Here is a 22632-nt window from a genome sequence, read left to right as displayed (position 1 = left end):
TCTGATGGACAGCGCTTGCCGTGGCTCGTCAACGGCACCAAGAAAGGCAAACAATGACGTTTTCAATCGGCGTAGTAGGAGTTGGCCAGTTCGGCGGCCAGTTCGCGCACCTCTTCAACCTCCACCCCGGCGTCAGCGCCGTCCATGTAGTGGATGAGCTGCCCGAACGCGCGGCCGAGGCCGTGGACCGGTACCACCTGGCAGGGTCGAAAGCGAGCTTCGAGGACCTCCTCGCCTCCGACGTCGACGCCGTCGCCATCTTCACCCAGCGCTGGACGCACGGTCCGCTGGTGGAGAAGGCGCTCCGCGCCGGCAAGCACGTCTACTCAGCCGTCCCCATGGCCATTTCCGAGAAGGAAATCGCCAGGATCATCGCCGCGGTCCGCGAAACCGGCCTTGTCTACATGATGGGGGAGACCAGCTACTACAACCCGGCCACCGTCTATGCCCGCAAGCAGCATGCGGCCGGCAAGTTCGGGCGGATCTTCTACACAGAGGGCGACTACGTCCACGACATGGATCTGGGCTTCTACGACGCCTACCAGTACAGCGGCGGTGAGCGCTGGAAGGAAACCGCCAGTTACCCGCCGATGCTTTATCCCACGCATGCAGTCGGGGGAGTCCTCGGCGCCGTCCCTGCCCATGCCGTCAGTGTTAGCTGCGTCGGGGTCAAGGATGACCGCAACGACGGGGTCTTCGACAAGGAGGTCAGCATGTTTGGCAACGACTTCTCGAACGCCACGGCCCTTTTTGAACTGAATGACGGCGGCGTCATGCGAACCAATGAGATGCGCCGCGTAGGCTACCCCTCACATATCAGGGAGTCCCGGTTCCGGTTCTTTGGGACGGAGGCCAGCTTTGAGCAGCTTGCAAAAGTCTCGGTCTGGCAGGACAAGGAGAACGTCCACGACATTTCTGAGCAGCTGGAGTCACGGCCCAGCATGTCCTTGGATGACCCGTCACTGGCCAACGTTGCGCCGGAACTGAGGGACGCCTTCGTTTCCGGACTGTCGCCGGTCCATGAGGCTGACCGGCTTCCGGAGGAGTTCCGCGGCGCACCGAACGGCCACGAGGGAAGCCACCATTTCCTGGTGGACGACTTCGTGACAGCGGTCAACACCGGCACGCTGCCGCCGGTCAACGCTTGGATGGCCGCCCGCTTCACGCTGCCCGGTATCGTGGCGCACGAGTCCGCCCTCCGCGGCGGCGAGCGGCTGCCTATCCGTGACTTCGGCGACGCCCCTGGAATCTGATAGCTAGCATGTACAGCATGACGACTCCCACAGTGCAGACACCCCGCAGTCCGGTGACGCGTAAGGACGTTGCCCGGTACGCGGGTGTCAGCACCGCCGTCGTCAGTTATGTGGTCAACGGCGGGCCCAAGAAAGTGGCTCCGGCCACGGAAGCAAGGGTCCAGGACGCCATCCGGCGGCTGGGGTACCGTCCGAACGCTGCCGCGCGGGCCCTGAAATTGGGGTCAAGCGAAACCATTGGCCTGGTCATCCCGGACAACAGCAACCCGTTCTTCTCGCTGCTGGCACACGCTGTCGAAGATGCTGCCGCCGAACTGGGTTACGCCCTGCTGCTGACCAACTCGGATGGAAACCTCGCGAAGGAACTCCGGCACGTCCGGAACCTTGCGGCACGCCAGGTGGACGGCGTAATACTTTCCAGTGTCTTGATGGAACCGGGCCTGACGGACCTCGAATCGGCGGAGATACCTGTTGTTCTCCTGAACCACAGTGGAGATGCGCCCGGATTCAACAGCGTGGGCGTGGACCTGGTGGCGGGGGCAAAATCGGCCGTTGAACACCTGATCGGACACGGACACACCAACATCGCTCTCGCCATGGGTACGAACACCGGCAACTACTATGACGGCCGTGAAGAGGGCTGGCTGCAGGCTCTGGCCGGGGCCGGCCTGCCTGAAGGCCCCATCGTCCGTACGGCCTTCACCCGGGAAGGCGGCTACGCCGCAGGCAAACGCCTGCTGGCCTCCGCGAGCCGCCCGACGGCCATTTTTGCTACCTCTGACCTCCAGGCTGTCGGAATCCTCCGTGCACTCCATGAAGCGGGGGTCGCCGTGCCCGGAGACATTGCGCTGGCCTCGTTCGACGGCTCAGCTGAAGCGGAGTACAGCTGGCCTCCCCTTACAACAGTGAAACAGCCTGCAAAGGCGATGGCGGAGGCCGCTGTCAGCGCCCTTATCGGCGCCCGCCGCGGCCACAAATCGGAACACCTCATCTTTCCTGCCGAGTTACAGATCCGCCAGTCGTGCGGCTGTCCGTGAGGCGTCCGTTGCGGTCCTAGCCCGCGGTCCTAGGTCGCGATTCGGACCTTGCCGACCCGTTCACCGAGGATCCGTTGGGCGTCCGCGCCCAGACCTGCGTCGCTGATGACTTCATCCGCGTCGTCCAGGGCCGCGATGGTGCTGATGCCTTGGAGCCCCCATTTGGTGTGGTCGGCCAACACCACCACTTTCCGCGCCGCCGCCACAAACGCGCGGTCCGTCTCGGCTTCCAGGAGGTTGGGCGTGGTAAAGCCGGCGTCGGCGTCCATGCCGTGCACGCCGAGGAACAGCACGTCCAGATGCAGCTGCTTCAGCGCCGCTGTCGCAATGGGTCCCACTAAAGCGTCCGACGGCGTGCGTTCGCCACCGATGAGGATCACCGTGGAGGCGAAGCGGGCCGGCCCGGGGGACGCGCGGTGGAAAAGGTCGGCGATGCGCACGGAGTTGGTGACCACGGTGATCCTTGGACCCTTGACCAGTTCCTTGGCAAGAGCCCACGTGGTGGTACCCGCGCTGAAGCCCACGGCCATGCCTTCGTGCACCAGGCGGGCGGCCTCCAAGCCAATGGCTCGCTTCTCAGCCGTCAACTGCGTGGACTTGAGCTCAAAACCGGGTTCGTGGGTGCTGACATCGCCTGGCAGCTTGGCGCCGCCGTGAATCCGCTCCAGCCGGCCGCCCTCCTCCAGCAACTCAATGTCCCGCCGCACGGTCATCAGCGAAACCCCCAACTGCTGGGCAAGGTCCGAAACCCGAACAACCCGCTCCCGCTGGACGGCGCTCACAATCGCTTCATGACGTGCAGCGGCGAGCATCTCAAGCAATCCTTAAAGCCGGGGGACAGGGCTGCAACAATTGTAGGCCGCAGTGCGCGGGCGAGCGACGGCGGTGGGCAGCCTCGCGTGGAGGGGTGGGAGTTATCCGGAAGAGCGCGTCAAAGCGAGGAACGAGCAGCGCGCGGAGGATGACTGCCACCCCTCCACCTACAGACCTACTTCCGCAGCGACGCCGCGATCTGTTGCATGACTGTGTTGTCGGCGAGGGTGGTGGCGTCGCCTACTTCGCGTCCTTCAGCCACGTCCTTGAGCAGGCGGCGCATGATCTTGCCGGAGCGGGTCTTGGGCAGTTCCGGGACGACGAGGATGGTTTTGGGTTTGGCGATGGGGCCGATTTCCTTGCCGACGTGGTTGCGGAGTTCCTGGACGATGGTGTCGCCGGAGTCCACGGCGTCCCCGCGGAGGATGACGAAGGCGACGACGGCCTGGCCGGTGGTCTCGTCCGCGGCGCCCACGACGGCGGCTTCGGCCACGGCGGGGTGGGACACCAGGGCGGATTCGATTTCCGTGGTGGAGAGGCGGTGGCCGGAGACGTTCATAACGTCATCCACCCGGCCCAGGAGCCAGACGTCGCCGTCCTCGTCCTTTTTCGCACCGTCGCCGGCGAAGTACATGCCTTCGAAGCGGGACCAGTACGTGTCCTTGAACCGTTCCGGGTCGCCCCAGATGCCGCGGAGCATCGCGGGCCAGGGTTCGCGGATGACCAGGAAGCCGCCGTGGCCGTTGGGGACGGACTCGCCCATCTCGTCCACCACGTCCACGGCGATGCCGGGCAGCGGGACCTGCGCGGAACCGGGCTTGGTGGCGGTGACGCCGGGCAGCGGGGCGATCATCTGGGCGCCGGTTTCGGTCTGCCACCAGGTGTCCACGATGGGTGTCTTGTTGGCGCCGATGACGTCCCGGTACCACATCCAGGCTTCCGGGTTGATGGATTCGCCCACCGAGCCGAGGACCCGGAGAGAGGACAGGTCGTACTTGTCCGGGATGTCCCGGCCCCACTTCATGAAGGTCCGGATGGCGGTGGGGGCGGTGTAGAGGATGGAGACCTTGTACTTTTCGATGATCTCCCACCAGCGGCCCTGGTGCGGGGAGTCCGGGGTGCCCTCGTACATGACCTGGGTGGCGCCGTTGATGAGCGGGGCGTAGGCGACGTAGGAGTGGCCGGTGACCCAGCCGACGTCGGCCGTGCACCAGTACACGTCCGTCTCGGGGTGCAGGTCGAACACTGCCTTGTGCGTGTAGGCGGTCTGGGTGAGGTAGCCGCCGGTGGTGTGCAGGATGCCCTTTGGCTTACCGGTGGTCCCGGAGGTGTAGAGGATGAACAGCGGGTGCTCGGAGTCATGCCCGACGGCGGTGTGCACCGAGGATGCGGCCCCAACGGTGTCCGCCCACCAGTGGTCCCGGCCTTCGTGCCAGTCCACGTCCTGGCCGTTGCGTTTGACCACCACCACGTTCTGGACCGTGTGGCCCTCGCCTTCGCGGGACAGGGCGTCGTCCACGGCGGTCTTCAGCGAGCTGGGCTTGCCGCGCCGGTACGTGCCGTCGGCGGTGACCACGAGTTTGGCTTCGGCGTCATCGATCCGGGACCGGAGCGCGTCGGCGGAGAACCCGCCGAACACCACCGAATGCACGGCACCGATGCGGGCGCAGGCCAGGAGGGTGATCACGGCTTCGGGGATCATGGGCAGGTAGACGGCCACGCGGTCGCCCTTTTCCACGCCGAGAGACTCGAACGCGTTGGCGGCTTTCTTTACCTCGTCGGTGAGCTGGGCGTAGGTGTACGTGCGGGTATCGCCGGGTTCGCCCTCGAAGTAGATGGCCACCCGGTCGCCAAGGCCGTTCTCCACATGCCGGTCCAGCGCGTTGTAGGCCGCGTTGACCTCACCGCCGACGAACCACTTCGCGAACGGCGGGTTGGACCAGTCAAGCGCCTGGTCGAAGTCCTTGGACCAGGTGAGCAGCTCCCGGGCCTGCCGGGCCCAGAACGCGGGACGGTCGGCGTCGGCCTCCGCATAATCGGCTGCGGTGACAACGGCGTCGGCAGCAAACTCGGGGCTCGGGGCAAAAGTGCGGTTCTCGTGCAGCAGGTTTTCGAAGGCATCGCCCTGCTGGTCGCCCTGCACGGAGGTGGCGGTGGCGGTGGAGCCGGGAGTGTCCTGGGACATGGTGAACCTCATCATTCATCGGTCTTTTCTGCGGCATCCCGTCACCCCGCCTGCTCCTCCGCTGTGTGCGGCGCGGGCAGGGCAGATCACGGATGTTCCGCAAACAGCTGTTCCGGAAACAAGCCTAATGCTTGAGCCTCCCCCTTGTGTGTCACCTGTCACACCGCAGCCCGCGAACGGCATTTATTTAGCGGTGAATGGTTACGGGGCCCCGCGCAATGCGCTCCCGGTGCTGCCAATCAGCTAGTGATCAGCCATGCGGTTGACTAGGCTGAGATTGAATTGTGACTTTCTACGGAGCTGTCCGATCCGGTGCATCACTGCCCTGGACCGGCGGCTGCCGCCGTTCCGGACGGCACAGTTTTTGGGGCGGAACCGTCCCGTGCCGCCACGCTTAGGAGAACAGAATGAACCAGCAAATCGTCGGCCAGGAACCTGGCCGTGCAACGGAGGCAGGGCCTGAATCAACCGGAGGGGACGGCGCGGCAAAGGATCCGCAGCGGCCCGCCGGCGCAAAGCCCGGCACCACCAACCAGGCCGTGCTGGGCCCCTTCACCATCCGGGACCTGACGGTTTTCGGTGCCACCCTGGTTCTCCTTGTCGCCTCGCTGCTGCCGATCTTCTTCGGCCGGTTCAACCTCTGGAACGCCGGCAGCCTGTTCTTCCTTGGGCTGGGCATTGTGCTGCCAATGATCGTTTCTGCCCTTTTTGCCGCCCGCCGGCTGGCCCCTGGAACGAAGGTCCGAATCGGGTCCCTGTCCGTTGACCAGTTCGCTTCCGTGGTGGCGTCCTTCGCCCTGGCGTTCTTCTTTGTTTCCGCCGCCGCTGCCTACGTCCCGAGCCTCCTGGTGGGCCTGGTGGGCTCCGTGATCCTTTTCGCTGCGACGGTGCTGAGCCGTTTCATCCCGTTCTTCGCAGGCGACTTCCTGGGACGTGACGAAGCGAGTGCCCATGTTGTGGCCCGGGAAGCGGCCGTCCCGCTGCCCAAGCCGCATACGCCCAAAGAACCCAAGCCTGCTGCTGGAGCGGACTCCGGATCCAAACGGGGCTTCGGAATCCCGGCCGGCCTCTGGCCGTCCAAGCATTCCGAATCGTCCGCGAAGGCCGCTCCCGCAGCGGATACCGCGGCACCCGTCACCGGCGCCGCTGCCGGTACCGCAACTGCGGCGGCCGCAGCAGTGTCCTCGGCCCCCGAGGTCAGGGAATGGACCGCAACCGGTGACCCGACCCCGGCGACCCAAGCCGCCGACGTCGTTCCTTCCGCCCAGCCGGGCAACGCCCGCGCCGCGTCAGTCGCCGATGAGACCATGGTGGGTGACATCCCGGCCGCAGCGCCCGCTTCCTCGCCGGCGCCCGCTCCAGCGCCCGCTCCGGAGGCAGTGCACGACGGCGGCGCTCAGGCGCCTGCCCCGGCCCGCCAGTCTGCAACGGAGCCCGCCGCCACGGCAGTCCACCAGCAGGTGCGGAGCTCGGAGCCCATCGGGGCCACCGTCGACCCGGCCAGCCGGCCGGAAGAATCGGACGAGCCTGTCCACGAGGCCTTCTGGTTTGCCGTGGCGCAGCACCGGACTGCTGTCGATCCCCGGACGGGAGCGCCGGCATTTGTGATCGAACCCGGCGGCTGGGTGCTGGCACTCGAGGACCGTGGCCACGAATTCCTTGTCCAGCACACCGACGGACGGGTGGGCGTGCTGCACGACCTCAGCAATATCGAGCGCGGCTAGCCGGGCACGTGGCCATCTCCCGCACGCCCGGCGCCGCGCCCGGGGTTACCGCACCCCGCGAGGCCGCTGCGGAGTCCTTGCTGGCGTTGAAGCGCCGGGCCCGGCGGATCAACAGGGCACTGGCGGAAAAGTACCCCTACGCCCACGCCGAGCTTGATTTCCGGAACCCGTTCGAGCTGGTTGTGGCCACGGTCCTGTCCGCGCAGACCACCGATGTGCTGGTCAACCAGGTCACCAAAATCCTGTTTGCCCGGTACCCGGATGCCCGCGCCATGTCCGAAGCCGAGCCCGCCGAGCTCGAAGCCATCCTGCAGCCCACCGGCTTTTTCCGCGCCAAAACGAAAAATGTGCTGGCACTGAGCAATCGCTTGGTGGACGAGTACAACGGCGAGGTGCCTGGCCGGCTGGAAGACCTGGTGACGCTTCCCGGCGTCGGACGGAAGACCGCGAATGTGGTGCTGGGCAATGCCTTCGGTGTCCCCGGCATCACCGTTGACACGCACTTCGGCCGCCTGGCCCGGCGGTTCGGCTGGACCCGGTCCGAGGACCCGGTGCAGGTCGAGTTCGACGTCGCCGAGCTGTTCGAGCCGAGGGACTGGACCATGCTGTCGCACCGGGTGGTGTTCCACGGGCGAAGGGTGTGCCACTCCCGGAAGCCCGCCTGTGGCGCATGCCCGGTGGCCAACTGGTGCCCCAGCTACGGGCTCGGCGAGACCGATCCCCTCAAGGCAGCCAAGCTCCTCAAATACGAACTCGCCCCCGGAAGCGAAGCCCTCCTGGCGCAGCTGCTGGCGGAAACCCACCGGGCTGCTGAAATCCGGATGGAATCACAAAGGCGGCTCCCATGAGCGCACGGCAGGACCTGATCGAGTTGGTGCAGCGATCGGACAGCGGCGACGTCACCGCGCCGAATACCGCGTGGGCTGCGCTCACCGTGGACGAAGCGATTGCCCGCAAGGCAGCCGTCCTGATGCTGTTCGGCGTGCTGGACGATATTCCGGCCGCCTCCAGCAAACCCCTTGCTGCTGCCGACCTGGATGTGCTGCTGCTTGAACGCGCACACACCCTGGGCTCGCACCCGGGCCAGGTCGCCTTCCCCGGCGGCGGCATCGACGACGGCGAAACCCCGGTGGCCGCGGCACTCCGGGAAGCGGAAGAGGAAACCGGGCTGGACTCGGCAGGAGTCGAGGTCCTGGGGAGCCTGCAGGAATTGGGACTTGCCCGCAGCAACTTCCTGGTGACGCCCGTGCTCGGATGGTGGGCTTCGCCGTCGCCCGTTCATGTGGTGGACTACGGCGAATCCGCCCAGGTTTTCCGGGTCCCCGTCCGCGACCTCCTTGACCCGGTCAACCGGGTCACGGCAACAGTCAGCCGCGAAGGCAGGACCTTCAGCAGCCCTGCCTTCACCGTCTGCGGCGTGCTGGTTTGGGGCTTCACCGGGATCATCCTCGATGGCCTTTTTGAGCAGCTGGGCTGGGCGGTTCCCTGGGACCGGAGCCGCCTGCACGACGTGGCGTTCTAGCGCGGTCCGCGCCGTCCTAGCCGGTGTGCGGTTTGTGGCGCAGATCCACCACAACGCCGGTTGCCGCGTTTTCCCGCAATGCCTTGATGCCGTCCTTCAGCGCGCTCATGTGCTTGAAGTCGGGCGAAACGGCCACGATATTGCCGTTTTTGTCGGTGAGCCTGAACCGATAAGATTCGTCGCCTACTCGATGAATTTCAAACCTGCCGGGCATGATCCGGACCTCCCCTTGGTATGCGCCATTGCATAAGTTCCGGGCACTCGGCGCCCGGAACCCCCGACTGTAACGTGACTCACGCGATCTGGCGAGCTACTGCCGGGTAGGTTACGTTCGGCTACTTTGCGTTGTCGTAGGAGTCCACCACGGCCACGCTGACGGGAAATTCCACGGGGATGGGTCCAAAGAGGAGCTCCTTCGCTGCGGCAGCTGCTTCCTCGATGGCGCGGATGCACGCTGCAACGCCGGCCTCGGGAGCGTGCACCATGACCTCGTCGTGCAGGAAGAAGACGAGTTCCGCCTGAACCGAGCCGTCGGCACGCAACGCCCGCAGCCGCCGTCGTAATTCCGCCAGCCAGCATGCTGCCCAGTCAGCGGCGGATCCCTGCACCACGAAGTTGCGCGTGAAACGGCCGCGGGAGCGGGCGATCGATTCCGCGCGGCGCTGTTCCTCCGCCGTGGCCGACTGCTGGCTCCGGAACCACTGTTCCGACGGCGGCGGGCTGCTGCGGCCCAGCCGCGTGGTTACGGTGCCGCCAGCCTCGCCGTCGCGTGCCGCCTGCTCCACATAGCCGACGGCACGGGGGTAGGTACGTGTCAGCTGGGGCATCAGGCGCCCGGATTCCCCGGTCGTGGCGCCGTAGATGGCGCCCAGGAGGGCCACCTTCGCTTTGGCGCGATCGCCGCCGAAGCCCTGCGCGGCGATGCCCGCGTACAGGTCCTTGTCGCGTGCAGCCCCGGCCATTTTGGAGTCCTGCGCGAGCGCCACCAGCACGCGGGGTTCCAGCTGGGAGGCGTCGGCGACGATGAGCTTGTGGCCGGGATCGGCGTGGACGGCACCGCGGATCTGGCGCGGGATCTGGAGGGCACCGCCGCCCCGCGAAGCCCAGCGCCCGGACACCACGCCGCCCACCACGTATTCGGGCCGGAACCTGCCATTGCTCACCCACGCGTCCAGCCAGGCCCAGCCGTTGGCGGTGTGCAGGCGGGACAGTTTCTTGTATGCGAGGAGCGGTTCGATGGCGGGATGGTTGGCTTCCATCAGCTCCCATTGCCGGGTGCTTTTGACCTCGATGCCGTTGCGGTGCAGGGCGCGCATCAGTTCCTGCGGCGAATCCGGGTTCAGCGCGGGGGAGTTCAGGAGGGCCCGCAGCTCAGTGTTCAGGGCCTCAAGTTTCGCCGGCCGGTGGCCCGACGGCGGGCGGGGTCCCAGATAGTCGGCCAGGATCCGCTCGTGCAGGTCCTCCCGCCAAGGGACGCCGCTGTGCTGCATCTCGGCGGCGATCATGGCACCGGCGGACTCGGCGGCAAGCAGCAACTGCAACCGCTTCCGTTTATTCTCTTCCGGGTTTGCGTCGGCCAGCGCCGCCTGCTGCGCGGCATACTCCGCGCGCAGCTCCGCCAGGGTGTGGCGCGGGGCCCGCTGCCGGACGTCCTCAAACAGTGCGCCCTGATCGGCTGGCGGGGGCGGCGGCTGGAGGGCGCGGGGCGGTTCCTGGGGATCGTCCAGCGTGGTCTTTTCGGCTTGCTGCGCGTACTCGGTATGAGCGGTGAACCGCGAATACGCCAGGATGGTTCCACAAAGGCTGAGGTCGTAGCAGCGCTCCACTTCCACGCCGGCTGCCAGCAGCGCGGGATACCAGTCCTGGGTGCGGTGCCAGATCCAGCGGGGTGCCGCCTCCCGTGGCCGGGTTTCGAAGTGGCGTACGACGCCAGGCAGTTCACTTGCGCTGATCAGCCGCGGTTCTGGGCGGTCCGGGTGCGGATCGCCCGCCTGGGTGACCTGCTGGAGGGCAGCGCCGTGGGAGTGGGCGGCGAGCAGCAGGTACATGGGTTCAATTCTGCCTTGTGGCGGGGGTGTTGCCGTACTGCGCCCGGTTGACGCACAGCGCTCGGTTGACGCACAGCGTTCGTCAACTTATGTTGACGATCAGTTGGACGTCAACTAATGTTGACGCATGGAGGTGGATCGGATGAAAACACTGGTGGCATCGATGGACGGGAAAGGCCCTGCTGAAGCGCTGTACGCAGTGGCTGAACTGCAGAAGGAAGTGGGGCGTACGGAAGCCTCCCTGGTCCGCAAGGCCCGGCAGTCTGGCCTGTCCTGGGAGGCGATTGCGCTGTGCCTTGGGGTCAGCAAACAGGCGGTACACCGCAAATACGGTAAGCAGTAGCATCAGCCATCACCACGTCGGGCATAAAGTGCGCGCCTCCTGAGTTGGGCAGCATGTCGGCGAGTTCCCTTCGGAATCCCGGTGCTCGCCGCGCAACGCGTTTGGGCGCTTGCTCTACCCCCAGGAAAAGGACCACGTGAACATGGAACAGCAGGTCAGCCTGGAAACAGCACGACAGCGGGCGATGGAGATCAGGGCGCTCTATGCGGCTCTCGCATCGGCATCGACATCACGGAGGCGTACGCGGGGACAATGGACCGGATCGAGCGCGGTCTCGCGTCCGCGGTAGGCACACCACCCGCGTAGCCGCCCGCGGCCCTCGAAGACCTTGCGCCGATAGTTGTCCACATAGGGCGCCATGCCACTGTTTCTCTGACGTGCTGCGATGGAGAGTTGCTCCATGAGCAGGCACCAGCTATCGCCGTCCCCTTCCGACCAGCCCTCCTCCCAACTTTCCCGGGCCCGGCCGTCCCCTGCGCGAGGAACCGGGTCCAGCATGGCTGCCTCCGGTGCGCCGGGTTCAAGGCGGGCCGGGGAGGCGTGGCTGCCGGATTCTGCTGCGGCCGAGGTGCTGCTGGTGACGGGCTACGACTTTTTGCAGGGCGAAGTGGAACAGATTGTGGCTGCGGCCGGGGGCCAGTTGCGGGTGGTGGCCGACGTCGCGGATGCGGCCAAGTACTGGGATTCCGCGGCCGCTGTGCTGGTGGGAAGTGACGTCCGGGAGTTGCCGCCACGGCGCCGTGCACCCGCGGTGCTGGTGGGCCTGAACGGTGAAGGGGATAGCCTTTGGCATCTCGCCGCGGCCCTCGGGGCTGAGCGCGTGGCCGTGCTTCCGGACGCCGCGGCATGGCTGGCCGAGTACTTGAGCAGGTCGCGCTCGCCGGAGGCCGGCGGCCTGGTCCTGGGGATCACCGGGGGCTGCGGCGGGGCGGGCGCCACCACCGCCGCGATTTGGATCGCCCAAGCGGCAGCCGGGCTGGGAGTCCGTGTATTGCTGGTTGACGGGGATCCCTGGGGTGGCGGTTTGGAACTGGCACTGGCGGCCGAGGAGACGCCCGGGCTGCGCTGGCCCGACCTTTCAGGTGCGAGCGGCAGCATCGATCCGGAGCAGCTCGCCGATTCCCTACCGATCGTCGGAGGGTTTTCCTTCCTGTCCTGGCCAGGCAGCCGGGAGCGCACAGCGCCGGTGGACACCACCACAGCCGGCGGGGTCCTGGATGCTGCCCGGCGGGGCTATGAACTGGTGGTGGTGGACATTGGCCGCGGGGCCGAGCCGGTGCAATTGTTCGCCTGGGACTGCGATCGGCTCCTAGTGGTGGTGCCGGCACAGCTGAAGGCCGCGGTGGCCACTGCCCGGTTGCTTCATGAGCTTCCGCCAGTTGAGGCGGCCCTGCTGGTCCGGGGCAAGGCCGGAGCGGCGCTGGACGGCGGCCTGATTGCCGACGCCGTGGGGTTGCCCGTCCAAGGCCGGGTTCCGGAGCTGCGCGGTGTCACCGCTGCCGGTGAGAACGGGCGGCTCCTTGACTTGGGCAAACGGCGCAGCGTCAGGCACTTCGCCGCGTCGGTGCTTGATTTGTTGGACAGCGAAATCCCCGTCGGAGACGTGCCGTGAGTGCGGGGGCGCGCGTCCCGTTGCAGCAGCCTGTCCTGTCGGTTCCTATCCCGTCGCAGCCTGTCCCGGCCCAGGAAAAGCTGGCCGGAACACGTCGCCGCCAGACGCGGGTGCTGGACCCGCGAGGGGTTGACTCTGCTCTGCTGGAAACAGTCCGCGAATCAGTCATGGCAGACTCCGGGCCGGTCACTGCCTCCCGCGTTGCTGCGGCAGTGCAGGCCACGGGGCGGCTGCTGGGGACTGCCGGCTCGCTTGCCGCCGTCGAGCGGATCAGTGCGGAACTGAACGGTCTCGGGCCACTCCAGGAGCTGACCCGGGATGTCCAGGTCACTGACATTTTTGTGAACGCCCCGGACTCAGTCTGGATCGACCGGGGAAAGGGTATTGAACCCGCGGGGGTCTCGTTTACCGGCGAGGCTCAGGTGAGAGCCCTGGCCTCCCGGCTCGTGGCGTCCGGCGGAAGGCGGCTGGACGATGGTTCTCCGTGTGTTGATGTCAGGCTCGACGGCGGCTACCGCGTCCATGCCGTTCTGCCGCCGATTTCCACGGCAGGCACCCTGCTGAGTGTCAGGATCCGGCGCGAGCAGGTCTTCACCATGGACGAACTCCGGTCCGGCGGGATGTTCGGCAGTCTGGTGCACGAGGTTTTGGAACGTATGGTCCGGCACCGGCTGAGCTTCCTCATCAGCGGCGCCACGGGTTCGGGGAAGACCACGCTGCTCTCCACCTTGCTGGGGCTGTGTTCACCGACGGAACGGCTGGTCCTGATCGAGGACGCCTCTGAACTGAACCCCGTCCATCCGCACATTGTTTCGCTTGAGTCCCGGCATGGAAACCTGGAAGGCGGCGGCGAAGTGGATCTGGGCGAACTCGTCCGGCAAGCACTTCGGATGCGCCCGGACCGGCTGGTGGTAGGGGAATGCCGGGGTGCCGAGGTTCGGGAACTCCTGACGGCCATGAACACAGGCCACACCGGCGGAGGAGGGACCATCCACGCGAACGCTGCCCCCGCTGTGCCCGCGCGATTAACCGCTCTCGGCGCCCTCGCAGGCCTGGGCCAGGACGCGGTCCGGCTGCAGGCAGCGAATGCCTTGGACGTGGTGGTCCATGTGGAGCGGTCCCGTCGGGGGCGACGGGTAGCCTGCGTGGGAGTGGTGCAGGACGGTCCCGACGGACTCGCCGTGGTGCCTGCACTGGAGGACAGCGGCGGCCACACCTCCATCGGTCCCGCCTGGGAGTCGCTGAGCGAGCGGCTGGGGTTTCCTTTGGAACCGGGTGCTGCGGCGTGACGCTGTTGCTTGCCGGGACCCTGATGGTGGCTGCCCTGCTGCTGTTGAGACCGCCGGGCGGTTCGGTAGGCCGCTTTCGTCGGGCCGCTGGACAGACAGGCCAGGGCCGGGTCGGCAACGGCGGGGCTGCGCCGGGTGATGCCCGGCCGCGCCGTTCCGGGCCGCGGGTCACCCTTGGCGTTCTATGGCGCGCGCGTCGCGCTGCGAAACAGCAGGGGCAACTTTCCCTGACGCTGGTGGTGCAGCAACTGGCCGCGTTGCTGAAGGGCGGCCGCACTCCGTCGCGGCTGTGGGACGAATTGTGGCTGGTCCACCACGGCCGCCGGGAAGCAGGTCCACGTGCGCCGGAGGGTGTCTCCGGACAGCCGAATCCAGCCACAATGTCAGGGCCGGGCCGGAATGGTCGGAGCCTTAGCCCAGGTTCTTTGACGATGCTAAGCGCCGTCAGGGCGGCTGCATTCCGAGGGCTGCCGGTGTCGGAAGCGATCAGGCGGGCCGCTCCGGCGGCATTTCCGCGCGCTGTCGGCAGGGAGCCGCGGATCTGGCTGGAGCTGGCCGCGTGCTTTGACATTGCCGAAGCCAGCGGCTGTCCGCTGGCTGACGTTCTGGCGCGGTTTGCGGCCCAGCTGGAGGTAGAGGATGACGCTGACGCTGCCAGACAGACAGCACTAGCCGGGCCAAAGGCCACAGTGAGTCTCCTGACGTGGCTTCCGGTGATGGGGTTGGGCCTGGGAATGGCGCTGGGCGTGGATCCAATGGCGATGCTGTTCGGGACGCCACTGGGAATGGCGGCGCTCGCGGCAGGAGTTGCCCTGACCATAGCGGGGAGAATATGGTCCGCCCGTCTGGTGCACGCCGCCGCAGGAGCCGCGCCGTGACGGCTCCACTTGTGTCCGGGGCGGCACTGGCCATTGTCCTGATCGTCGTCTCGTATCTGGCCTTCTCACAGCCAGGCCGCGTACGGCAGCGGCTGCTGAGGTTGGGCATGCAGCCGGGCAACCAGCCGGGGAGTCCCGCTGCGGGCGACGCCCCGGGCAGGGGTAGCGGCGAGGACTCTGTTGACGGACTCCGCGACACCGCCATGATGCTCGAGCTCGTGGCTGCGATGCTGGACGCCGGGTCAGGGATTGGTCGTTCCCTGGAACTTGTGGCGGCTTCCGCGTCCAAGGACTACAGCAAGGCGTTGCGCCCCGTGGTCTCAGCACTGGCCATCGGTGCCGACTGGGAGACTGCCTGGCGCAGTTCCGAAGTCCGGCTTCCTGAGATCCTGGAGCTGCGTGACGCCCTCGGGTTCGCGGCGCTGACCGGCGCTCCGTCGTCGGCCATTCTTTATGCCCAGGCCGCCCGGTTGCGGCGAGAGAGGTTCCGCGCTGCTGAGAAGCGGGCTGCCTCCCTGGGCGTGAAGCTGGTCATTCCGCTGGGCCTCTGCTCCCTGCCGGCCTTCATCTGCCTCGGCGTGGTACCGGTTCTCCTAGCCTTGGTGCCCTCCGGATCCTGAGGTCCTGTCCTTTCCTCCACAGCAGTGGAAAAGGCCACCTTTTCCACTTGGGACAGGTTCGCCCTTACCGCCCTGTTGGAACCCCGGAAGAGTCAAAGCAGCCGGCAACTCGGCCGGAGTACAGAAGGGAAACCACAACCATGACCATCACCCAACACAGCCTTCCATCCGCCCCTGCACCTGAGCTCAGCGTGAAAATCGCCGGCACGGCAGCATGGGACTCCGCAGCACCGGCCAATGCAGGATGGGACGCGTGTACCTGCCAACGGCAGGAGGACCAGGAGCCCGCCGGCAACGTGGTGGAGCTTTACCCCGCTGTGCGTGAGGCGAAGGTGCGCGGGCAATGGCTCACTGCCTCGGAGGCCGGAATGGCTACTGCCGAATATGCCATCGCCACCCTGGCCGCGGTGGGCTTTGCCGGGCTCCTCGTCTTCATTCTCCGGAGTGACGAAGTACGGGGATTCCTGCTGAACCTCATCCGCACGGCGCTGGCCTTGCCGTGAGTCTGGCGCCGGCAGCGTTGCACCCGGATATGAAGCGGCACCGCAGCAGGTTGCTTGGGAACGCATGCGGGGCCGTGACGGCTGAGTTCGCCGTGGCGCTGCCGGCTGTCCTGCTGCTGCTCGCCTTGCTCCTGTCCGGAGCCGCTGCCGGCGTAACCCAGCTCAGGCTCGAGGAGGCAGCGCACGCCGGCGCCAGGGCACTGGCACGCGGCGAGGACCCGGCCGCTGTCGAGGGCATCGTCAGGACGATGGCGGGAGCCTCGGCGACGGCGTCCGTGACGGCCGACGGCGAGTGGCTGAGCGTCACCGTTGCTGACAGGGTTGGCGGGCCCATGGGGGCCACGGTGCCGTGGACTCTGACCGCACGGGCAACGGCACGGAGCGAAACGCCGGCAGCGTCAGGCAGGGCCCTCCCCGGCATGGCCTGGTGTTTGGTGTCGTCGGCGCATGCTTTGCCACGCCGGGTGCCGCCGGCCCATGGTCCGCCTCCCTTGCTGCCGAACGCGGTGCCTTTAGAACCGCTGACCCCACCAGGGGCAATGGCGTGATGGGCGTCCAGATCCGGGACCACCCCGAGCGTGGATCGGGAACAGTCCTGGCGGCGGGACTGGCTCTGGTGATCATCATGGCCATGACTTTGATGCTCCTCTTGGCGCAGTCAGCGGTGATGGCGGGCAGGGCAGCCGCAGCGGCTGACCTTGGTGCGCTCGCCGGCGCGGACGCCCTGCGCGGCCTCACCTCCGGGGATCCCTGTGGGGTGGCCGCGGAGGTGGCTGCACGGCACGATGCCGTTCTCACGAGCTGCGCGGAAGGGGCGGGGCAGACGGTGGAGGTCCGGACCATGCTCAACGCCCGGAGCCTGCTGGGTGCCGCCAGCGGTCATGCACGGGCCGGACCGCCGCCCTGAGCCGCAGCCGGGTGGAGGTCGCGTTCCGGATGCGCTGAAAATTCCAGGTCCCGGGGAGGGGCTTCGCTCGCGTCTTTGAGGAGCACATCGATCAGGGTGATGGCCGCGGCCTTGTCCAGTGGATTGTTCTTGTTCCCGCATTTGGGGGACTGGACGCAGGACGGGCAGCCGGACTCGCACTCGCAGGCCTTGATGGCGTCCCGCGTGGCCAATAGCCAGACCTTCGCCTTGTCGAAACCGCGTTCGGCGAAGCCCGCGCCGCCGGGGTGCCCGTCGTACACAAAGATAGTGGGCACCCCGGTGTCGGCGTGGATGGCCGTTGACACGCCGCCGATGTCCCAGCGGTCACTGGAGGCGACCAAAGGCAGCAGTCCGATCGCCGCGTGCTCGGCGGCGTGAAGGGCTCCGGGAAACTGGGCCTCGATCAGCCCCGCGCCGGTCAGCGAACGGTTCTCCACCACAAACCAGACGGCCTTGGTGAACAGGTCCCTGGCGCCCAGCTCCAGCGGTTCCTCACCCAGGATTTCGTTGGAGATCAGGGCTTTCCGCTGGAAGGAGACAACCTGGGTTGTCACTTTGACGTCGCCGAAGTGCACGGAAACATCTCCCCACTGCGCGGTCCGCTGGGTTTCGAGGACTTCGATCTGGGTGACGTCCCGGGCAGTGGTGTAGTAGTCGGGGTTGGCGCGGCGGACCACTACGCAGTGGTCGTCCTCGTTCAGGTCCTCCACCACGTAGCTATCGCCCTGATGAACGTATACAGCACCTGTGTGGGCCTGGTAGTGCGTCTGGGGCGAGTCCATGGTCCCCAACAGAGAGCCCGTATCCGCGTCGACGATGCTCACCGGTCCGCCGCCGTCGGCCCGCAGGTTCACCATGGCGGCAGCGCTCTGGGAGTGGGTCCAGAACCAGCCTGCCGGCCGGCGGCGCAGGTAGCCCTGGGCAACAAGCTGCCCCAGCAGTTTTTCGGAGGTGCTGCCGAAGAGACCCAGTTCGGCCACGCCAAGCGGAAGCTCCGCGGCAGCGGCGCAAAGATGCGGCCCCAAAACATACGGATTGGAAGGATCGAACACAGTCGCTTCGACCGAGACGTCAAAGATCGCCTCCGGGTGGTTCACCAGGTAGGTGTCCAGCGGATCATCGCTGGCAACGAACGCGGCAATGGCATCCTGGCCCGCGCGGCCGGCCCGCCCGATCTGCTGGAACAGCGACGCCCGGGTTCCGGGCCACCCGGCCACCAGTACGGCGTCCAGCCCGGAAATGTCGATCCCCAGTTCCAAAGCCGACGTGCTGGAGACACCCAGGAGCTCACCGGAGCGGAGGGCCTTCTCCAAGGCACGCCGTTCCTCCGGCAGGTAGCCGGAGCGGTAAGCGGCCACGCGTTGCGGGAGGCTGGGGTCCACCTCGTCCAAGAGCCGCTTGGTGATCGAAGAGATGGTCTCCGCGCCGCGCCGGGACTTGATGAAAGCAATGGTCCGGATCCTGGAGGAGACCAGGTTCGCCAGCAGGTCAGCCGTCTCGGCAACCGCTGTGCGGCGCTCCTTGGCCCCGTTTTCGCCTTTCAGCTCGGTCAGCGCGGGCTCCCAGAATGCCACCGTGGTGGAACCATGCGGCGAGCAGTCTTCGGCAACGGCCCGGACCGGCGCCCCGATCAGCCGCCCGAACGACGCGTCCGGCTCCGAGGCTGTGGCGGACGCGGCGATGAATACCGGGCCGGGGTGGGAGGTGCCGGCACCGTAGTAGGCACAGATGCGGCGGAGCCGGCGCATCAGGTTTGCCACGTGTGAACCGAACACACCGCGGTAACTGTGGGCCTCATCCACAATGACGTACCGCAGGCGGCGGAAGAAGCTGGCCCACCAGGCGTGGTTCGGGAGAATGCCGAAGTGCAGCATGTCCGGATTCGCCAGGATGAAGTTGGCATGATCCCGGATCCACCGGCGGGACGCGGGGTCGGTGTCGCCGTCGTACGTCTCGGCCCGCACGGTGGGCAGCTTCAAGGAACGGATGGCGGCGAGCTGGTCGGCGGCGAGCGCCTTCGTGGGGGAGAGGTACAGCGTGACGGCGCCGTCGTCGTGGATTTTCCCGGGCTCGGACACCACCCGAAGCTCGGAGCGGTGGATCGCGTCCAGCGCCGGCAGCTGGTAGGCGAGGGATTTTCCGGAGGCAGTGCCGGTGGCGATCACCACATGCTCACCGCTGTGGGCGAGGTCAGCGGCCTGGATCTGGTGCCGGTACGGCTCGTGGATGCCCAGGGAGCCGTAGGCGGCCACCAGATCGGGGTGGGCCCAATCCGGCCACGGCTCGTGGACAGCCTGGCGTGCGGGGATGGTGTGGACATGACGGAGCTGCTCCGGGTCCGGGCCGCGGCCCAGCAACGGGATCAGCGAGTCATGGGGGTTCACCCCAACATTCTTTCACCCGCGGAAAAATCAGCCCACGGACAGATCCGCACCCTCGTCTGAGGTGGACAGCATCAACACACGGCACACAACGGACCAGCCCAGGTGTGAATAAAGTTTCTGGCCATCCAATGAAGCCAGCAGCAGGCCGTTTTCCACGTCCGGCCCAATGGCCTGCGCGGCGAGGGCCTTCATGATGAAGCTGCCCAGGCCGCGGCGCTGGAACGCGGGCTGGACCACAATCTTGTCGAACACTGCCGTCCCGTCCACCACAAATACCCTGCCGCTGGCCGCTACGTCATCACCGGAGCGGACAACGGCATGGTGGATGCCGTCGAGTTCGGACGTGACCAGGTTCAAATCGTCATCCGAGAGCCAGGGGTCTTCGGTGTCCTGGGTTTCCATATCCACGATCATCATGGCCTGGGACGCGGACGTGATGTTCAGCCCGTATTTCTCGGCCAGCTGCGTATAGCGGAGGACATCGTTGGTCAGTATGGTCAGAATCCGCGTCGGAGCTTCTGTGGTCTTGGCTACCAAAGCCGCGAACTCGTCGTCGGAGGGGTCGTGGGAGAAGTATTCCCAGTCCCCGGTGGTGTCAGCCCGCAGTACAGCGGGGAAGCGGCCTTCAGTTGTTGTCTGGTACCCGCGGCAACCGGCCCAACCAGTTACCCAGACTTCAAGAAGGTTTGTGATGTCTTCAACCAAGGCGTCCGGACTCATGTGATGAGGGTATTCCAGCCCCGTCACAAGTAACAGGGGTTCCGTACCCGGAACTGACTTACTTATGCAATCGTGACCACTATCCTGCGGCCGAATCCGCCCTGAACAGGAGAGACGCTGGCCCGGCGGCGGAGCGCGGCCAGGAGTAGGAAGCTGGCGGGCCCGGACAGGCCAAAGCCAGTACCCTTAAATACGTGGCTTTGAACAGAATTGTGCTCTTTTACGGCTTTACTCCCATCGCTGATCCGGACGCGGTGCGGCTCTGGCAGCGTGCCCTGTGCGAGAAATTGGGGCTGACCGGACGCATCCTCATCTCCAAGGACGGCATTAACGCCACGGTGGGCGGCGAGATCGGCGCGGTCAAGCAATACGTCAAGACCACTCGGGAATACAAGGGTTTCCACGGCATCGACGTGAAGTGGTCCGACGGCGGTGCGGAGGACTTCCCGCGGCTAAGCGTTAAGGTCCGGGACGAGATCGTCTCCTTCGGCGCTCCCGGCGAACTCAAGGTGGATGCCAACGGTGTGGTGGGCGGCGGCACGCACCTGAAGCCCGAGGAATTGCACGAACTGGTGGACGCCAGTAAGCAGGCTGGGGAGGACGTGGTGTTCTTCGACGGCCGCAACGCCTTTGAGGCCCAGATCGGCAAGTTCAAGGATGCGATCGTCCCCGACGTAGCCACCACGCACGACTTCATCAAGGAACTCGATTCCGGCAAGTACGACGCCCTCAAGGACAAGCCCGTGGTCACCTACTGCACCGGCGGCATCCGTTGCGAGGTGCTCTCCAGCCTGATGGTGAACCGCGGCTTCAAACAGGTCTACCAGCTCGACGGCGGCATTGTCCGCTACGGCGAAACGTTCAAGGACCAGGGCCTCTGGGAAGGTTCGCTTTACGTCTTCGACAAGCGCATGCACCTGGAATTCAGCGAGGACGCGAAAACCATCGGCGAATGTGTCCGCTGCGCCGCGCCCACCAGCAAGTTCGAGAATTGCTCCAACCTCAGCTGCCGTACCCTCACGCTGTACTGCGCCGAGTGCGCTGCCAGCCCGGAGACGCTGCGCTGCCCGGAAGGCTGCGCTGTCTAAGTAAGCCTCAGAGCCAGATCAGCCGGTACGCGTAGTTGGCCGCGGAGTCCGCCTCCACCCGGAACGTCAGCACTGATTCCGGGGACAGATAGATGACGTTCTGCCTAGTCGATCCGCAAAGCAGGCTGAGGTGCACCAGGGTGTGCACTTCGTTGCTGACGGAAAAAGTGACTGCCGCTTTGCTGCGGCACGCCAGCGCCAGGACGTACGTTCCGGCCGGCAGCCCGGTGGTGATCTCGGAACGGACTTCCCCGGCCCTCAGCAGCCCATAACCCCGGTGCGCGACCTGCAGGCCCGATCCGAGTTGGACCGTCTCCAGCCACGCTTCAAGGCCGGCCGCACCGACCGGATCGTCCTGCCATTGGTCGGCGGCAAAATCCGGCGCGTGGCTCGTGGGCGCTGCCGAGATGTCATTAACGGTTGGGCGCCAGCCGTCGTTGTAATGGTATTCGCACCCCGCCAGGGCAGCTGCGGTGAGCAGGGCGGCTGCTGTGGAAAGTACGACGGCGGCCCTCGGCCGGGAGCGCAAGGAGACTTTCCGGGGCTGGCCAGAACCCGGCAGGAGAGCCGCGTGACGGCGCAGTGGCGCCCCCTTTATTGCGGGCATAGGCCGATTGTAAGGCTGCCCGGACACGCCGGACCGGGAAGGGGCTCCCCTACTTAATCTGGGACAGGTTAAGGCATGTCCCGGTTTCCGGGATCAGCCGGCGGCCCCGGTTTCGCCAGGCGGCCGGGGCCCGGCGAACCGGACGGCGCCGCCCACCCGCCCCGCATGGCCGATGGATTCAAGTGCCGCAGACACTTGGCCCGAGGCAAGTTCGAGCACGGCGTCGTACGGGGCGCCGCACTCAATGCGCTGCGAGACAAGCAGCGCATCGTGCTGCCGGACCGTCAGGATGGCACCGGGCCCGTCCGTGCAGACGGCGCGGAGCGCGTACGTCCCGGCCTCCGGCAACAGGCCCGAGGTGCTGATGCCCTGACCGCCCCGCATTCCGCCGGTAGCCCCAAGGAAAACGACGCCGCCCGGGGGACCCATGAGGGTCTCAACTTCCGCTATCAGTTCGGCCTGGCGGGCGGCTTCCTCGGCGCCCATGGTTGAAGGAGCCGGGGCCGACTGCCGGGCGCCGCTGCTCCCGGCCGGGCGGGGTTCCGCATCCGCATACTCACACCCGGCCAGCGACGCCGCTGCCAACAGCACACCGGCGGCCACCGCAAGGCGCCTGGGGTGGACGGGCATATTAGTCGGCCTTCACGAGCTGGTAGGCGTACAGCGTGGGTGCGTCCACGCTGGAGATGCTGAGGTCCAGTGTTCCCGCTTTAGCCAAGTTGATTTTCGTGGCTTCGCGGGTTCCATAACAGGCCGCGCCGAGGTCCACGAGTTCCTGGCCCGCGGACCGCACGGCGAGGAACGCCTTGCCGCCGCCGTCGCAGACCAAGGTCAACGTATAGGTACCGGCGGGGAGGTTTTCCCTATGGTCCACCGGGCGTGCATTGAGGATTCTGCCGGAGTCCTCAGCCACAATGCCAGCGGTGGAGGGCAGCGCCGTGGCTTTCCATCCCGGCACGTCGGCGTTCTCCACAGAGAGCTGCTGGGAGCAGCCGGAGACGCCCAGAACGACGGCGGCCACGGCCACGGCGGTCAGGGCGCGCGGCATGGAGGTGAGAAAGAGAGCCATGCTTCAAAC

At 66.6% G+C, this 22632-nt stretch carries 23 protein-coding genes; 14 read left to right on the top strand and 9 right to left on the bottom strand.

Features of this window, described 5'->3' with window-relative positions; all coding sequences use genetic code 11:
• Positions 1–53: 53 nt before the first annotated feature.
• Positions 54–1253 carry a Gfo/Idh/MocA family protein gene (locus AC1MCD_RS16445; RefSeq protein ID WP_498673338.1) on the top strand — a complete coding sequence of 400 codons (1200 nt, stop codon included), beginning with the start codon at positions 54–56 and terminating at the stop codon, positions 1251–1253.
• Between the two features lie 17 nt (positions 1254–1270).
• Entirely contained in the window at positions 1271–2290 is a 1020-nt protein-coding gene (locus AC1MCD_RS16440) for a LacI family DNA-binding transcriptional regulator (RefSeq protein WP_498673335.1), read from the top strand.
• A gap of 29 nt (positions 2291–2319) precedes the next feature.
• Here AC1MCD_RS16440 and AC1MCD_RS16435 read toward each other — a convergent pair whose 3' ends face one another.
• Positions 2320–3102, bottom strand: coding sequence for a DeoR/GlpR family DNA-binding transcription regulator (locus AC1MCD_RS16435; protein WP_498673334.1), 783 nt, complete (start codon positions 3100–3102; stop codon positions 2320–2322).
• Between the two features lie 176 nt (positions 3103–3278).
• Entirely contained in the window at positions 3279–5288 is a 2010-nt protein-coding gene (acs, locus tag AC1MCD_RS16430) for an acetate--CoA ligase (protein WP_498673331.1), read from the bottom strand.
• Positions 5289–5695: 407 nt separating this feature from the next.
• On the opposite strand from acs, the gene AC1MCD_RS16425 reads away from it, so the two are divergent.
• The 3 genes from AC1MCD_RS16425 to AC1MCD_RS16415 are packed head-to-tail and all read left to right on the top strand — an operon-like array spanning position 5696 to position 8534.
• The gene (locus AC1MCD_RS16425) at positions 5696–7012 is read left to right on the top strand and encodes a hypothetical protein (RefSeq protein ID WP_498673330.1); all 1317 of its coding nucleotides are present in this window, start codon (positions 5696–5698) and stop codon (positions 7010–7012) included.
• A gap of 14 nt (positions 7013–7026) precedes the next feature.
• Positions 7027–7860 carry an endonuclease III gene (gene nth, locus AC1MCD_RS16420; protein WP_498678385.1) on the top strand — a complete coding sequence of 278 codons (834 nt, stop codon included), beginning with the start codon at positions 7027–7029 and terminating at the stop codon, positions 7858–7860.
• Positions 7857–8534 (top strand): NUDIX hydrolase, encoded by a 678-nt coding sequence (locus AC1MCD_RS16415; RefSeq protein WP_498673327.1) that lies wholly within the window; start codon positions 7857–7859, stop codon positions 8532–8534. The genes nth and AC1MCD_RS16415 overlap by 4 nt, the downstream gene beginning before the upstream one ends.
• A gap of 16 nt (positions 8535–8550) precedes the next feature.
• Here the strand turns inward: AC1MCD_RS16415 and AC1MCD_RS16410 are convergent, their stop codons facing one another.
• Both AC1MCD_RS16410 and AC1MCD_RS16405 read right to left on the bottom strand, forming a co-directional pair.
• Complete coding sequence (locus tag AC1MCD_RS16410) at positions 8551–8748, bottom strand: YegP family protein (RefSeq protein WP_498673325.1); 198 nt, start codon at positions 8746–8748, stop codon at positions 8551–8553.
• Positions 8749–8869: 121 nt separating this feature from the next.
• Positions 8870–10582, bottom strand: a complete 1713-nt coding sequence (locus AC1MCD_RS16405) for a bifunctional 3'-5' exonuclease/DNA polymerase (RefSeq protein ID WP_498673323.1) — start codon at positions 10580–10582, stop codon at positions 8870–8872.
• A gap of 127 nt (positions 10583–10709) precedes the next feature.
• On the opposite strand from AC1MCD_RS16405, the gene AC1MCD_RS16400 reads away from it, so the two are divergent.
• The 8 genes from AC1MCD_RS16400 to AC1MCD_RS16365 all read left to right on the top strand — a co-directional run bounded on the left by AC1MCD_RS16400 (position 10710) and on the right by AC1MCD_RS16365 (position 16734).
• Positions 10710–10925, top strand: a complete 216-nt coding sequence (locus AC1MCD_RS16400; RefSeq protein ID WP_498673321.1) for a death domain-containing protein — start codon at positions 10710–10712, stop codon at positions 10923–10925.
• A gap of 400 nt (positions 10926–11325) precedes the next feature.
• Positions 11326–12537 carry a septum site-determining protein Ssd gene (gene ssd / locus AC1MCD_RS16395; protein ID WP_498673319.1) on the top strand — a complete coding sequence of 404 codons (1212 nt, stop codon included), beginning with the start codon at positions 11326–11328 and terminating at the stop codon, positions 12535–12537.
• A gap of 80 nt (positions 12538–12617) precedes the next feature.
• Positions 12618–13826 carry a TadA family conjugal transfer-associated ATPase gene (locus AC1MCD_RS16390; RefSeq protein ID WP_498678383.1) on the top strand — a complete coding sequence of 403 codons (1209 nt, stop codon included), beginning with the start codon at positions 12618–12620 and terminating at the stop codon, positions 13824–13826.
• Positions 13823–14704 carry a type II secretion system F family protein gene (locus tag AC1MCD_RS16385; protein WP_498673317.1) on the top strand — a complete coding sequence of 294 codons (882 nt, stop codon included), beginning with the start codon at positions 13823–13825 and terminating at the stop codon, positions 14702–14704. Before AC1MCD_RS16390 ends, AC1MCD_RS16385 begins: the two co-directional genes overlap by 4 nt.
• Positions 14701–15324 carry a type II secretion system F family protein gene (locus AC1MCD_RS16380; RefSeq protein WP_498673315.1) on the top strand — a complete coding sequence of 208 codons (624 nt, stop codon included), beginning with the start codon at positions 14701–14703 and terminating at the stop codon, positions 15322–15324. The genes AC1MCD_RS16385 and AC1MCD_RS16380 overlap by 4 nt, the downstream gene beginning before the upstream one ends.
• A gap of 140 nt (positions 15325–15464) precedes the next feature.
• Entirely contained in the window at positions 15465–15827 is a 363-nt protein-coding gene (locus tag AC1MCD_RS16375; RefSeq protein ID WP_498673314.1) for a DUF4244 domain-containing protein, read from the top strand.
• A gap of 74 nt (positions 15828–15901) precedes the next feature.
• Positions 15902–16375, top strand: a complete 474-nt coding sequence (locus AC1MCD_RS16370; RefSeq protein ID WP_498673311.1) for a TadE family type IV pilus minor pilin — start codon at positions 15902–15904, stop codon at positions 16373–16375.
• Positions 16375–16734, top strand: a complete 360-nt coding sequence (locus tag AC1MCD_RS16365) for an Rv3654c family TadE-like protein (RefSeq protein WP_498678382.1) — start codon at positions 16375–16377, stop codon at positions 16732–16734. Before AC1MCD_RS16370 ends, AC1MCD_RS16365 begins: the two co-directional genes overlap by 1 nt.
• Here AC1MCD_RS16365 and AC1MCD_RS16360 read toward each other — a convergent pair.
• A complete protein-coding gene (locus AC1MCD_RS16360; RefSeq protein ID WP_498673309.1) occupies positions 16707–19139 on the bottom strand; it encodes a DEAD/DEAH box helicase in 2433 nt (810 codons plus the stop codon). The two genes, AC1MCD_RS16365 and AC1MCD_RS16360, sit on opposite strands and share 28 nt — an antisense overlap.
• 27 nt (positions 19140–19166) lie before the next feature.
• Entirely contained in the window at positions 19167–19859 is a 693-nt protein-coding gene (locus AC1MCD_RS16355; protein WP_498673307.1) for a GNAT family N-acetyltransferase, read from the bottom strand.
• Between the two features lie 194 nt (positions 19860–20053).
• On the opposite strand from AC1MCD_RS16355, the gene trhO reads away from it, so the two are divergent.
• Entirely contained in the window at positions 20054–20947 is an 894-nt protein-coding gene (gene trhO, locus AC1MCD_RS16350; RefSeq protein ID WP_498673305.1) for an oxygen-dependent tRNA uridine(34) hydroxylase TrhO, read from the top strand.
• A gap of 7 nt (positions 20948–20954) precedes the next feature.
• Here trhO and AC1MCD_RS16345 read toward each other — a convergent pair whose 3' ends face one another.
• The 3 genes from AC1MCD_RS16345 to AC1MCD_RS16335 form a co-directional block, all read right to left on the bottom strand.
• A complete protein-coding gene (locus tag AC1MCD_RS16345; protein WP_498673303.1) occupies positions 20955–21554 on the bottom strand; it encodes a hypothetical protein in 600 nt (199 codons plus the stop codon).
• Positions 21555–21647: 93 nt separating this feature from the next.
• Entirely contained in the window at positions 21648–22184 is a 537-nt protein-coding gene (locus AC1MCD_RS16340; RefSeq protein WP_498673302.1) for a hypothetical protein, read from the bottom strand.
• A 1-nt stretch (position 22185) separates the two neighbouring features.
• Positions 22186–22623, bottom strand: coding sequence for a DUF6023 family protein (locus tag AC1MCD_RS16335; protein WP_498673299.1), 438 nt, complete (start codon positions 22621–22623; stop codon positions 22186–22188).
• Positions 22624–22632 lie beyond the last annotated feature (9 nt).

It is taken from the genome of Arthrobacter sp. BF1 (assembly GCF_056680215.1).
Note: the sequence above shows the minus strand (reverse complement) of the source record. Positions and strands in the feature narration are given on the sequence as shown.